12 protein-coding genes are annotated in these 12,357 nt (G+C 62.1%); 11 read left to right on the top strand and 1 reads right to left on the bottom strand.

The window, feature by feature from the left end:
- Positions 1 to 162 precede the first annotated feature (162 nt).
- The 11 genes from rmuC (at position 163) to QRX41_RS02420 (ending at position 11,623) form a co-directional block, all read left to right on the top strand.
- Entirely contained in the window at positions 163 to 1,515 is a 1,353-nt protein-coding gene (gene rmuC, locus QRX41_RS02470) for a DNA recombination protein RmuC (RefSeq protein ID WP_313838468.1), read from the top strand.
- 37 nt (positions 1,516 to 1,552) lie between these two features.
- Positions 1,553 to 2,230, top strand: a complete 678-nt coding sequence (locus QRX41_RS02465; protein WP_045924914.1) for a type I phosphoribosyltransferase — start codon at positions 1,553 to 1,555, stop codon at positions 2,228 to 2,230.
- The gene (locus QRX41_RS02460) at positions 2,227 to 2,931 is read left to right on the top strand and encodes a TrmH family RNA methyltransferase (RefSeq protein ID WP_313838466.1); all 705 of its coding nucleotides are present in this window, start codon (positions 2,227 to 2,229) and stop codon (positions 2,929 to 2,931) included. The genes QRX41_RS02465 and QRX41_RS02460 overlap by 4 nt, the downstream gene beginning before the upstream one ends.
- Complete coding sequence (locus QRX41_RS02455) at positions 2,928 to 3,875, top strand: ATP-binding cassette domain-containing protein (RefSeq protein WP_313838464.1); 948 nt, start codon at positions 2,928 to 2,930, stop codon at positions 3,873 to 3,875. Before QRX41_RS02460 ends, QRX41_RS02455 begins: the two co-directional genes overlap by 4 nt.
- Positions 3,872 to 4,861: an ABC transporter permease subunit gene (locus tag QRX41_RS02450; protein WP_313838462.1), complete on the top strand. Its 990-nt coding sequence runs from the start codon at positions 3,872 to 3,874 to the stop codon at positions 4,859 to 4,861. Before QRX41_RS02455 ends, QRX41_RS02450 begins: the two co-directional genes overlap by 4 nt.
- Before the next feature lie 43 nt (positions 4,862 to 4,904).
- Positions 4,905 to 5,201 carry an Asp-tRNA(Asn)/Glu-tRNA(Gln) amidotransferase subunit GatC gene (gene gatC, locus QRX41_RS02445; protein ID WP_015022515.1) on the top strand — a complete coding sequence of 99 codons (297 nt, stop codon included), beginning with the start codon at positions 4,905 to 4,907 and terminating at the stop codon, positions 5,199 to 5,201.
- Positions 5,202 to 5,205: 4 nt separating this feature from the next.
- Positions 5,206 to 6,759, top strand: a complete 1,554-nt coding sequence (gene gatA, locus QRX41_RS02440) for an Asp-tRNA(Asn)/Glu-tRNA(Gln) amidotransferase subunit GatA (protein ID WP_313838460.1) — start codon at positions 5,206 to 5,208, stop codon at positions 6,757 to 6,759.
- A 24-nt stretch (positions 6,760 to 6,783) separates the two neighbouring features.
- A complete protein-coding gene (gatB, locus tag QRX41_RS02435; RefSeq protein ID WP_024626926.1) occupies positions 6,784 to 8,286 on the top strand; it encodes an Asp-tRNA(Asn)/Glu-tRNA(Gln) amidotransferase subunit GatB in 1,503 nt (500 codons plus the stop codon).
- Between the two features lie 245 nt (positions 8,287 to 8,531).
- Positions 8,532 to 9,584, top strand: coding sequence for a GNAT family N-acetyltransferase (locus QRX41_RS02430; protein ID WP_253269556.1), 1,053 nt, complete (start codon positions 8,532 to 8,534; stop codon positions 9,582 to 9,584).
- Entirely contained in the window at positions 9,581 to 9,895 is a 315-nt protein-coding gene (locus QRX41_RS02425) for a DUF2469 domain-containing protein (protein ID WP_015022511.1), read from the top strand. Before QRX41_RS02430 ends, QRX41_RS02425 begins: the two co-directional genes overlap by 4 nt.
- Before the next feature lie 138 nt (positions 9,896 to 10,033).
- A complete protein-coding gene (locus QRX41_RS02420; protein WP_313838457.1) occupies positions 10,034 to 11,623 on the top strand; it encodes an NAD(P)/FAD-dependent oxidoreductase in 1,590 nt (529 codons plus the stop codon).
- A gap of 61 nt (positions 11,624 to 11,684) precedes the next feature.
- Here QRX41_RS02420 and QRX41_RS02415 read toward each other — a convergent pair whose 3' ends face one another.
- On the bottom strand, positions 11,685 to 12,347 hold the full coding sequence (locus tag QRX41_RS02415) for a TetR/AcrR family transcriptional regulator (protein ID WP_313838455.1): 663 nt from the start codon (positions 12,345 to 12,347) through the stop codon (positions 11,685 to 11,687).
- Positions 12,348 to 12,357 lie beyond the last annotated feature (10 nt).

The following is a 12,357-nucleotide window of genomic DNA, read 5'->3' as shown; positions in this document are numbered from 1 at the left end:
TCTTGCTCCAACCCCTTGATATTCTCTATTCTGCCCGTCATCGGGGCCTGGCACTGGTTTCAAGGCCGATTCCTTGCGGAAAAAACGAATTTTCGAACTACCGTCGGCAGCCTGCCGGGCCGAGGGGCCCTGGGGTCCAGCCTTGGGGGTTTACTAGAACATATGTTCGATTCTACGTCATCAGTGGTCATGGTGGTGCTTCTCCTGCTGATCGGTATGATCCTGGGAGGGTTGGCCGGGTATGCGCTGGGTCGCACCCAGGGCCGCAGGGCCGTCGGCATGGGGTCTGATAGCCAGGTGGATGAGCTGCGCTCGCAGCTGGATCAGGCCCAGGACCGGCTCCATGGATCCGAGGCGGCCTTGGTGGAGGCGCGGACCAAGGTGGATGGCCTGAACCGAGAGCTTTCCTTCGTCAAATCCCAGCTGGCCCAGGCCCAGCAGGCCGAGCAGATCAGAATCGAGCAGGAGCGCCGCCGTGCCCAGGCGCAGGAGGAGGAGAAACGGCGCAGGCAGGCTCAGAATCTGGAGGAGCAGAGCAAGGTGCTCTCGGCTCTGGCTCCCGTGCAGAAGAACCTGGACGCCCTCCAGCACAAGGTGGCCCAGATCGAGGAGGGCCGCAAGCAGGAGATGGGCTCCCTGGGACAGCAGCTGAAGAGTCTGGGCGAGCAGCAGGGGAGGCTGGACAAGGAGACCAGCTCCCTGGCTTCGGCCCTGCGCAACAACAAGGTGCGCGGCGCTTGGGGCGAGGCTCAGCTCAGGAATATCGTCGAGTCTGCAGGGCTCTTGGAGCATGTGGACTTTGACACCCAGGTGGTGGTCACCGCCTCGGATGGACGTGTTCTGCGTCCCGACATGGTGGTTCACCTGCCCGGCGGCAAGACCATTCCCATTGATGCCAAGGCCCCCTATTCCGACTACCAGCGGGCCTGCGAGATCCCCGACACCGCTTCGGATGACGAGCTGCGCCGCCGGGACGAACTGCTCAAGGCGCATGCCCGGGCCCTGCGAGAGCACGTCAAGACCCTGGCTGACAAGGAGTACTGGAACGCCTTTGAAACGGCCCCGGACTTCGTGGTGGCCTTCATCCCCAACGATTCCCTTCTGCAGGCCGCCCTGGAGGTGGATCCCACGCTGATGGACGACGCCTTTGCCCAAAAGGTGGCCCTGACATCGCCGGTGACCCTCTGGGCTGTGCTCAAGTCGGTGGCCTACGCCTGGCAGCAGCAGAACCTGTCCGAGGACGCCCGCACCCTCTTCACGCTCACCCACGAGCTCTATGACCGCTTTGTGGTTCTGGGCGATCGTGCCAACAAATTGGGGCGCTCCATCACTGCCACGGTGACCGCCTACAACAAGTTCGCCTCCTCCTTGGAGTCGCGGGTTCTGGTCACTGCCCGCAAGCTGCAGCAGATGGATCCTGCCAAGGTCATCGATTCGGTCGACATGATCGATTCGGACAAGGGCAACATCAGGGAGCTGACTGCCCCGGAGGTTCTTTCCGACCAAGGGCAGTGAGTGCCGCTTAGGGGCCTCCGGCGCTAGTGTGATAAGCATGAACGAGGCAACGAAGAGACAAGAGGGCTCATCCTTCAGGCCCACCGGGTCGCCGGATCTGATTGGGCGCGAATCTGGAACGGACCTGCCTGAGCCGGTCGATCAGCTGCGCGAACTCCTGGCCCAGGAGATCGGCGGGCGTCCCTTCACCGAGCTCAGCGGGGTCACCTTCCACCACCGGGGGGCTGAACTGGCCGGGCATGTTCTTTTGGATACTTTGGAAGATGCGGGCTATTCAGTCGATGATTTCGATGCGGTCGGAGCCCTGACCGCCGCTGCCGTGCCGCTGGCTGATGCCATGCTCCATGCCGCAGCCTCACGCGGTCAGGATCTGGACGCTTTCGTCATGGACTTCGTCTACCCCTCCATCAAGGGCCCATCCATAGAGGGCAGGCGGGTCATCCTGCTGGATGCCTGGCTGGGCCGGAAATCCTACGTGCAGACTTCATCCCTGGTCACCCTGGACAAGAACAACGAGCTCAATCTTGACTGCGGGATCATCCAGCGTCAGGGTGCAAAGACATTGGCCATCGCATCTCTGGTGGGTGGCCGGACCGATGGCAGCATTCAGGTGGTCGATCCGGTGGACGGATCCCGGCAACGGCTGCCTTTCATTTGCGCCTACCAGGAGGATCAGTTCGTCGGCGCGGCCGACGATTCCCCGGAGCGATCATGAGGGAGCCTGATCCAGTGACCCGAGCGGCCATGGCCTCAGATGAGCCGATCTTCCGCCAGGTGGGGGTCGGCCCCTGGCAGGAAGAGCATCCTGAGCAGCCCCTGCCGACGGACCCGCGCTATGACTGCGAACTGCTGGATCAAGGGGATCGCCGCAATGTCCTGGACAGATACCGCTACTGGAAGGTAGAGGCCATCCGGGACGACTTGGATCGCCGGGGCCGTCATGATTTCGAAGTAGCTGTGGAGAACTGGACCCATGACTTCAATATCGGCTCCATGGTCCGAACCGCAAATGCCTTCGCCGCCCGCCGCGTCCATATAGTCGGTCCGCACAAATGGAACCGCAAGGGCTCGCTGATGACCGAGCTCTACCAGCACGTGGTCCACGACCCCGACGTAGCAACCATGGCGACCACCCTGCGAGAAGAGACAGCCGGGCAGGGGGAGCCCATGCCCCGTATGATCGCCATCGACAATGTCCCCGGGGCCGTCCCCATGGAAACATACCGCTTTCCTCGTCGTTGCCTGCTCATGTTCGGCGCCGAGGGGCCGGGGCTGTCCGAGAAGGCCTTGGAGCTGGCGGACGATGTGGTTTACATCTCCCAGTTCGGATCGGTGCGCTCCATCAACGCCGGGGCTGCGGCTGCCGTAGCCATGCACTCATGGATCTGTCAGCATGCCGGGGTGGCGGGTTCATGATTGTCGTCGACTCGCTGACTAAGCGCTACGGCTCCCACAAGGCACTGAACCGTGTCTCTTTCACGGCCAGGGACGGTCGGGTGACTGGGCTTGTGGGGCCCAAAGGCGCTGGCAAGTCGACCACCCTGCGCATTGCTCTGGGGCTGGTTCGCCCTGATGCAGGCAAGGCCCTGTTCGATGGCCAGCCCTTCGTCCGGCTTTCATCGCCCATGCGGACAGCGGGAGCGGTACTGAATCCACGCAACGCCCATCCTGCCTGCAAGGCCAGAGATCACCTGCTGGCCTTGGCTGCGGTCAATGGCATTGATCATCGTCGGGTGGACCAGGTGCTTGAGATGGTCGGTCTGCAATCGGTCGCTGACAGGCCGACGGGATCCCTTTCTCTGGGGATGAGTCAGCGGCTGGCCCTGGCCGCTGCCCTGCTGGGTGAGCCGCACAACCTGGTTCTGGATGATCCCCTTGACGGTCTGGATCCGGAGGGAGCCGACCGGGTGAGAGACATCTGCCGCAGCCTCGCCTCACAGGGCAAGGCAGTCCTCCTAAGCTCCCGTAAGATTGACGAGGTGGCTCAAATCGCTGACGATCTGGTCATCATCGCCAAGGGACGGATCTTAGAGAGAACGACCGTGGCCCGATTCATCGGCGAGCACTCCTGTGACTCCATTTATGCGGTGACGCCGCAGCCTGACCGATTAAAGGCCGCCCTGGCCACGGCTGCCGGAATCAGCATCACCCGTCTGCCCCCAGACAAGAACTGTCCTCCGGATGCCGCCCGCTTCCGCATCCAGGGTGCGCCTCTGGCTTCCACAGCCTCGATTCTGGCCCAGGAGGGTGTGGTGCTCTACGAGTTTCAGCAGGAGGAGGTTTCCCTGGAGCAGGCCTACAAGGGCGTCATCCACGGCAGAAAGGATGCGCGGCAGAGTGATCCGGAGGCACGTCCATGAGTGCCGACAACGGTCGCCGAGCCCGTCGGAGCCGGCGAGAGGTACCCGCAGGAACTGATTACGCAACTCCACGGCATGGTTCCGACTTCACTCGGCTGCGTCGAACCTCGGGGCTGCCCTTCCTGGATTCGCGTCGTCCATCCGGTCAGTTGACCCTTTCCGGGGCGGTCCGAGGGGAGCTGCGCAAGATGTTCTCCCTGCGATCGACTTGGGTCCTGCTGCTGATCATCACGTTGCTGCAGCCGTTGAGCACCGGCCTGATGGCTCGTGCGACCAGGGTCTTGGCTGGCCTGGATCGGCAGATCGATGACTTCCCAGCCCATCTTTTGCCTGCTTCCAGTGACGTTTTCTGGCTGGCCGTTGCTTCCGGCCTGTTTCCGGCCATGATCATGGCGGGCATTCTGGGGGTTCTGGTCCTTACGCGCGAGTTTTCTGGCGACACCATTGAGAGCACGCTGACGGCCAACCCTCGTCGAGGCATGGTCCTGATGGCCAAGGGTCTTGCCTTGGCATTGCTGACTTGGCTGGCGGCACAGGTGGGCCTGCTGTTTGGCTGGATCCTGGCAACCCTGCTTCTGCCAGGCAAATCCGGCGCCTTGCCCGCCTGCAAGCCTGGGTTTGCGCTGATTGATCTGCTGGGCGGCCCGCTCATGCTGGTCCTCTTTGCCTTGATGGGCCTGGGTCTGGGGGCCTTGAGTCGATCCAAGGCCGGCGGGATCGGCTTGTTCTTGGGGCTGACTGTGATCCTGCCGCTGATTCTGTGCCTTCTGAGGGGTTTAATCCCTCATGCCGGCTGGCTGCAGACCCTCTTCAGGCTGACCCCTGCCAGTCTGTTGGGCACCTTCCTCTCAGGTCTGGGCTGGGCGCCAGAAGCAGGCATCGGCTGGTGGCCGACCTGGTGGCAGGCGGGCCTGATTCTGACGGTCTGGACAGCCCTGTGCTGTGCTCTGGGAACCCTGGTCTTCCGGCGCGCAGACATCGTTTGACCCTGTCTTCTGCGTGTCATAGAGCACCCATATGATAAGTGGTATGCCAACTTTTACACGTGAAGAGATCAAGCACTTGGGCGATCTGGCCCGAATCGCCTTGACCGATCAGGAGGCCGACCGCCTCAAGGGCGAGCTCAATGTGATCGCCGATTCCATCACCAAGGTCCAGGAGGTGGCCGGCGATGATGTGCCCCCCACTGCCAATCCCATTCCTCTGGAAGCCTACCTGCGCCCCGATGAGGCTGAAGAGCCGCTGACCCAGGAGGCTGCCCTTTCGGGGGCCCCGGTCACCGAGTCGGGCATGTTTGTGGCCCCGCGCATTCTGGGTGAGGAGTGAGACGATGAGCGCACAGGAAGAATTGGTCAAGCAATCCGCATCCGACATGGCCGCACAGCTGCGGTCGGGGCAGGTCTCAAGCCGTGAACTGGTCCAGGCTCATCTGGATGTGATCGAGGCCGCCGAGCCCAGCATTGATGCATTTCTGCAGGTCAGCGCCGATCGGGCCCTGGAGCAGGCCGATGCCTTCGACCAGCATCTGGCTCGTGAAGGCGCCGAGGGGTTGCCGGAGCTGGCTGGCGTTCCCATTGCCATCAAGGACATGATCGTCACCGAGGGCATCCCCACCACGGCCGCCTCCAGGATCCTTGAGGGATGGGTGCCGCCTTACGATGCCACCGTTATCAAGAAGCTCAAGGCCGCGGGGATGCCCATTCTGGGCAAGACCAACCTGGATGAGTTCGCCCAGGGTTCCTCCACTGAGCACTCGGCCTTCAAGACCACACACAATCCCTGGGACACCGAGCGGGTCCCGGGTGGTTCAGGCGGCGGCTCGGCCTCGGCTGTCGGCGCCTTTGAGGCTCCGCTGGCCCTGGGCACCGACACCGGCGGGTCCATCCGCCAGCCCGGATCCCTGACCGGCACCGTAGGTGTCAAACCCACCTATGGCGGCGTCTCCAGGTTCGGGGCCATCGCCATGGCCTCCTCCCTGGATCAGATCGGTCCGGTCTCGAGATCAGTGCTGGACGCGGCCCTGCTGCAGGAGGTCATCGGCGGCTATGACCGCCGAGACTCCACCTCCATTCCCAAGCCGGTTCCCCCTCTGGCACAGGCTGCTCGTCAGGGCCAGAAGCGCGATCTGAAAGGCCTCAAGGTGGGTCTGGTCAAGGAGCTGGGCGGCGAGGGCTATCAGCCCGGCGTCGAGGCTCGCTTCAACGAGGCCGTCTCGCTGCTGGAATCCATGGGCGCCGAGGTGGTCCAGGTCTCTTGCCCGCACTTCCCCTACGCGCTGGCCGCCTACTACATCATTATGCCTTCCGAGGTCTCCTCCAACCTGGCTCGTTACGACGGCATGCGCTACGGCCTGCGGGTCATGCCCCCCGAGGGCGTCCCCCAGACGGCTGCCAACATGATGGCTGCCACCCGTGAAGCCGGGTTCGGCGACGAGGTCAAGCGCAGGATCATCCTGGGCATCTATGCCCTGTCTGCTGGCTACTATGACGCTTGGTACGGCTCGGCCCAGAAGGTCCGCACCCTGGTCATCCGCGACTTTGAGAAGGCCTTCGAGCAGGCCGATGTCCTGGTCTCGCCCACGTCGCCGACCACGGCCTTCCGCTTTGGCGAGAAGATGGACGACCCGTTGGCCATGTATCTGAACGACGTGGCCACCATCCCGGCCAACCTGGCTGGCACTCCGGCCATGTCGATTCCTGCCGGGCTCAGCGACGACGGGCTGCCTGTCGGCTTCCAGTTCTTCGCCCCCCAGATGCGCGACGAGGTCATGTACAGGCCTGCCGCCGCTCTTGAGGCGGTCCTGGAGGAGCAGTGGGGCGGGCCCATCTCCAAGAAGCTGTCCACCCCCTGGCTGGATGGCCTGGCTCAGGATTCGACCAAGTAGGCATCGGAAGGAAACGGAATCATAATGGCTGAAAAACTGATGAAGTACGCCGATGCCGTGGCCAAGTACGACCCGGTGTTCGGCTTGGAGGTCCATGTCGAGCTCTGCACCAACACCAAGCTCTTCTGCCCGGCTCATATCGAGTTCGGCGGCGAGCCCAACACCCAGCTGACCCCGGTCTCCCTAGGCCTGCCTGGCAGCCTGCCGGTGGTCAACAAGACCGCCATCGACTATGCGGTCAAGCTGGGCCTGGCTCTGCACTGCAAGGTCAACGAGTGGAGCCAGTTCGCCAGGAAGAACTACTTCTACCCGGACATGCCCCGCGACTATCAGATCTCCCAGTATGACAAGCCCCTGAATGGCGAGGGTTATCTGGACGTGGAGCTGGACGACGGCAGCATTTTCCGTGTGCCCATCGAGCGGGCCCATGTGGAGGACGATGCCGGCAAGAATACCCACGTAGGCGGGGCAGACGGCCGCATCGAAGGCGCCGACCACTCCCTGGTGGACTACAACCGTGCCGGTGTCCCCCTGGTCGAGATCGTGACCAAGCCCATCGAGGGCGCCGGGGCACGTACCCCCGAGGTGGCCGGGGCCTACGTGAGGGCCATCAGAGACATTGTCCGGGCCCTGGGCATCTCCCACGCCCGGATGGAGCAGGGCAACATGCGCGCTGATGTCAACGTTTCCCTGCACGCCGGGCCGGACGCCCCTCTGGGAACCCGGTCGGAGACCAAGAATGTCAACACCTTCAAGGGCATCGAGAAGACGCTGACCTACGAGATCCGCCGTCAGGCCGCCCTGCTGGAGTCCGGCGGGGAGGTGCTGCAGGAGACCCGCCACTGGGATGAGTCCACGCAGACCACTGCCGGCGGCCGGGTCAAGACCGATGCCAACGATTACCGCTACTTCCCCGACCCTGATCTGGTCATGGTCCATGTGACCAAGGACCATATCGAGGAGCTCAAGGCCCAGATGCCTGAGATGCCGCGCGAACGCCGCGCCCGTCTCAAGAAGGAGTGGGACTTCACCGACCGGCAAATGCAGGATGCGGTCAACGCCGATGCCGTGGATCTGATCGAGGACACGGTCAAGGCCGGCGCCACGGCTGCCGGAGCCCGCAAGTGGTGGCTGGGCGAGATTTCCCGCGAAGCCAACGCCCGCGGGGTCAGCCTGCAGGAGCTGCCCATCTCGGCTCAGGATGTCGCTGAAGTGGAGCAGCTGATTGCTGACGGCAAGCTCAATGACAAGCTGGCCAAGCAGACCGTCTCCGGCGTGTTGGCAGGCGAGGGCAAGCCCGCCGAGGTCGTCAAGAAGCACGGTTACCAGGTGGTTTCGGATGACGGGGCTTTGGACGCAGCCGTCGATCAGGCCCTCAAGGACAACCCGGACATCGTGGCCAAGCTCAAGGGCGGCAATATGAAGCCCATGGGCGCTATTATCGGAGCGGTCATGCGGGCTACCAAAGGTCAGGCCGATGCCAAGGCAGTCAGCAAGATCGTCATGGAGCGCATCGCTAAGTCCTGATCAGGCCCGGTCCGCCGGCCTGATTCCATCGGGCTCAGACCGGCGGACCTGCCCGGCTTCTCATGGTTTTCCCAGGGGCGAGGGATTACAATTGATTGCCATCGCAAGGTGGCGATCATGGAGGTGACGTGATGTCTATGAGCGGCAGGGGCAATGACCGACCGCAAACGCAAGCTGAGAGACCTGACGATGTGGCGAGCCGACAGCTGCCCGACCGAATCGAGATCCCCTATATCCGGGGCGAGATGTTGCACCTGCGTCCGGCGGTCATCGCCGATCTGACGGCAATGGATCAGCTGGAGGCCTTCTACAATTCCACCGGCATCACCGGTAAGGGACCGAACGCCGAACGAGCCGTCGTCAACGCCTGGGTGCGTAGGTCGGTGGCCTGGTCCAAGGGTCTGGCTGCCCGTGATTCTGGCGTGGGCGACCCCGAGTCCCGCCGCACCTTGGCCTGGGCCATGGTCACTGACGCGGACACCGACCAGGATGGCTCGCCCGATGCCGATGCCACCAAGGGAGTCATCGGCATGATCTTCCTGATCGACGTGGACGGCTGGTCGCGCTCAGCCAGGATCCAGGTGGTCCTGGGCAGGCACTTCCGCGGGCGCGGCTACTCCCGCGACGCCATGCCCAGAATCATGACCTACGGGTACGCGGCCGCTCCTACGGGTCTGGGCCTGCACCGGATCTGGGTGGCTGTGCCAGAGAAAAACACACGCTCCATCTCCGTCTACCAGTCCCTGGGATTCATGATCTCGGGCACCTCCCGTGATGCGCTCTGGGACGCCGAGAACGGCAAGTACCAGGATCAGATCGTCATGGATGCCTTGGTTGACGAGTATGATCCCATTCGTTCTCTGAATGCTTTCGGCATGCATGTCATCCGTGAAAATCCTGGCGTGGCCGAAGCCCTTGTTGCACACGGATACGCAGCGGATGAGGATGGCGGCATAAGCGAAGCCAAGTTTAAAGAGTCCACCTCGGCATCTCAGGATTCGCGGACATCAAGCGAACAGATCAGTCTGGCCCCGAAGAGTGGTTTGCATTCAGGAAAATCTGCTGATGGCCATGCGGGACCCGATGGCAGGAATGATGAGAAGGCGGGCCCTGGTCAGACGGACGCTGAGGATGCGGGGGAGGAGTCCGGTTCCGAAGAGTCTGTTGCCGGGCAGTCCGACGAGGAGCATACGGCCTCGGATTGGGCCTATGGGTCGGCTGAGGCCAAACGATCCAAACGCGCCTGGTGGCGTACGCTTGGCCATGGCCGTGATCGCGCGAATGGAGGTAGCCGATGAGTGCTGAGGATCTCGACAACTACGAGACCAACGCCGAACTGGCCCTGTACCGCGAGTACCGGGACGTGATCAAGCTGTTCACCTACGTAGTCGAGACCGAGCGGCGATTCTACCTGGCCAACAAGGTGGACTTCAACGTCCGATCCGCTGGTCAGGACGTCTACTTCGATGTCCGGCTGACCGATGCCTGGGTCTGGGATGTCTACCGGTCCAGCCGGTTCGTCAAGAACGTCCGGATCGTCACCTTCAAGGATGTCAATGTGGAGGAAGTGCAGAAGACAGACATCGATATCCCTGATTCGTTGGGTTAAGCGTCGCGCAAGGGCGAGCATCATCACGTTTGTTCCACGCAATGGCGGGAATTCGTGAGGGAAGTCCTTCAGCAGCTTCTGACTGGGGACGATCCGGATACAGTGGTGATGATTTTATATGGTTTTCAGGAGGTTGGCATGGAGCGCAAGCAGTCCGTGATCGTCATCGGCGGAGGGCCCGCCGGCTTGACAGCGGCATGGGAACTGGTCAAGGACGGCGGTGACGAGCGCTATGACGTCACTGTGCTGGAGGCCACTAACGCCTTTGGCGGCATCTCACGCACGGTTCGGCACAACGGCAACCGCATGGATATCGGCGGCCACCGGTTCTTCTCCAAGGATGACCGGATCATGGACTGGTGGAAGGAGGTCCTGCCCCTGCAGGGCGCGCCCTCCTATGATGATAAAAAACTGGGCCGCCACCATGATCTGGAGCCCGGCGGCCCCGACCCGGAGAAGACGGACCGGGTCATGCTCAAGCGTCATCGCGTCTCCAGGATTTACTGGAACCACCACTTCTTCGACTATCCCATCTCCTTGACGCCCAACACACTCAAGGCCATGGGCTTCAAGCTGACCATGCAGGCCGGGTTCAGCTATCTGAAGTCCGTCGTCCACAAGCTGCCTGAGGACAACCTGGAGAACTTCTATATCAACCGCTTCGGTCGCAAGCTCTATTCCATGTTCTTCGAGGGCTACACCGAAAAGCTCTGGGGCCGCCATCCCCGTGAGATCAGCGCCGACTGGGGCGCCCAGCGGGTCAAGGGGCTCAGCATCATGGGCGTGCTCAAGAACGCCTTCCAAAAGCTGCTGCCCAAGAAGCGCGACGCCCATCAGGTCGAGACCAGCCTGATCGAGGAGTTCTGGTACCCCAAGCTGGGTCCAGGCCAGCTTTGGGAGACCGTGGAGCGTCGCAATGTCGAGCACGGGGTCCACGTGATCACCGATGCGCGTGTGATCGGACTGACCCAGAGCGAGGGCCACATGACCGGAGTGATCTATCGCAACGCTGATGGCAAGGAAGTGACTCTGCAAGCTGACCAGATCATCTCCTCCATGCCCATCAAGGACCTGGTCGAGGCCATCGCCCACGAGGAGCCCTCCACCGACAAGGAAATGGTCAGGGTGGCTCAGGGCCTGCCCTACCGCGACTTCGTGACCGTTGGCCTTTTGGTCCGCCACCTGCGCATCCGCAACACCACCTCCATCAAGACCTTGGGCGATCCGCCCATCGTCCCCGACTGCTGGATCTATGTGCAGGACCCTGGCTACAAGATGGGCCGCATCCAGATCTTCAACAACTGGAGCCCCTACATGGTCAAAAATGTGGATGGCACTGTCTGGATCGGTCTGGAGTACTTCTGCAAGGAGGGCGACGACTTCTGGAGCATGAGCGATCAGGAGACCACTGACTTCGCCATCAAGGAGCTGACCCGGATGGGCATCATCAACGGTCCTGCCGATGTGCTGGACTCGCACCGGGAGCGGGTGGTCAAAGCCTATCCGGCCTACTTCGATACCTATGCCCAGATGCCAGAGCTGGTCAAATGGCTGGATTCCTTCGGCAACCTCTACTGCGTGGGCCGCAACGGTCAGCACCACTACAACAACCAGGATCACTCCATGGCTACATCCATGGAAGCCGTGGCCAACATCAAATCGGGACGCGCCGACAAGACCAACGTCTGGAATGTCAACACCGAGAAGTCCTACCACGAGGAGAAGTAAGCAAACCTCAGCCTTCGTTTTCCTCCAAGCCTCCGACTGCAGGGTCGGGGGCTTGGTCATTTTATGACAGGGCGATGGCTGGGGGCTTCAAGGGCAGGCCGAGAAGCTGCGAGAAGAAGGCTACGCTCTCGCGGACACGTTGGCGGACCACTTCTCTGATCTGCGGGTGGCCGGCGGGTCCTCTGCCGTTGCTGACGATGGACGAGAGTCCGTCGGCCATCAGCCAGGCCACAGTGCGGGTGCTGGCTATTTGGATCAGCTGGGTCTGCGGCAGGTCGCCCCGATCCAGCCAGCGGTCCAGGGCCTTGGTCAAAGGGTCGATGATCTGCCTGACGAAGCCCTCCATCACATTGCTGTTGGTGCTCAGGTAGTTGTACCAGTTGGCCTTGTCCGCGAAGATAACGTCCATCTTCCAGATGGCCCGTATCAGATGCGGGCAGATGTCGTCCAGCGCCTCTTGGACGCTCAGGTCGGAATCCTGCAGAATGTCAACCACATGGTCCACGTAGGAGGCCAGATAGGTGCGCACGCAGGCATCTATCAGGTCGTCCTTGGATGTGAAATAGTAATAGAAAACGCTCATGCCCACGCCCTTGCCGTGGTTCATGGCGTGGATTACGTCGCGCAGGGAGGTGTTTGCAGCGCCTTTCCGGTCGAAGACCCGCATGGCGGTGGTTACGAATTCGCTCCGCCGTTGTTCACGCAGAGATGATCGGTCATTCATATGCCCAGTC

This window comes from Bifidobacterium kimbladii, assembly GCF_032193675.1.
GTDB lineage: Bacteria > Actinomycetota > Actinomycetes > Actinomycetales > Bifidobacteriaceae > Bombiscardovia > Bombiscardovia kimbladii.
Note: the sequence above shows the minus strand (reverse complement) of the source record. Positions and strands in the feature narration are given on the sequence as shown.